The organism is Oscillibacter sp. KLE 1728 (genome assembly GCF_934833455.1).
GTDB lineage: Bacteria > Bacillota > Clostridia > Oscillospirales > Oscillospiraceae > Oscillibacter > Oscillibacter welbionis.
Genome location: NZ_CAKVVF010000131.1, coordinates 1,478 through 2,313 on the forward strand (window position 1 = coordinate 1,478; position 836 = coordinate 2,313).

1 protein-coding gene is annotated in these 836 nt (G+C 59.1%); it reads left to right on the forward strand.

Features of this window, described 5'->3' with window-relative positions:
• Window positions 1–726: DUF4825 domain-containing protein (locus tag QVE23_RS10705; protein WP_502919098.1), on the forward strand; the 726-nt coding region annotated here is incomplete at its 5' end.
• Window positions 727–836: the final 110 nt, after the last annotated feature.

The window sequence follows — 836 nt, forward strand, 5'->3', positions numbered from 1 at the left end:
TTCTACGGCTGGGAACAGGATGAGACAGAAGATGGGGTTGTTTCTTTCACCGCCCGTGAAGCGAGAGCCTCTTTCATTCACCCAAACGATCTAGTAGACCTTCGGGTCCCACTGGAGGGGCTTAAGGAAGTCTGGGTCTGTGGCAGGCTGGTCTGGCAGAACGGCACCACTATTCTTGAATCCACACTGTGGATCTACGACGCCCGCACCCCCTATGTAGGCGACGCCACTGCCGTGGGGAACCTGGTCCATGAGATCGGCCTCTGGCTTTCCAGTATGGAGCTCCCCTATAACTACACCATCAGCCTGCAAACCACCAGCGAGCCCTATGGCCTGACCATTCACTTCGACAGCGTCACCGCTCATGTACTGGGTGTGGAGCGCGACATCGACAAACGAATGTACGCCACCGCCCCCACCCTTCTGGCGCTGATCGGCAACCTGGAGCAGGTCCAGTGGACCTACGCCGCCCCGGACGGTACCGCAGTGACCCGCTCTGTGACACTGGAGGAAGTGGACCAGGCCCTGCCGGACTGGATCGAGGCCCGCAATCTGGCCTACCATCAGGACAATTCGGAGGATGGCACAGACTGGATAGCCCCGGAGAGCGTCAAGGACTATGCCGCCTCCCCGGCGGCAGTGCAGCGGCTGATGAATCTGACGGACTACGGCTTCTATGTGGTCACGGTGGAGGATGGAGCCTATTTCTTCAACCCCTGGCCGTAAGGCTCCCGCGCAGAGCGCCCCGTCTCAAAGGAGACGGGGCGCTTCTTTTGTGCAGATGAAGCCGGCTCATTCAATTACCTTTCCGTTTTTACACTTCCACACCCGGATCT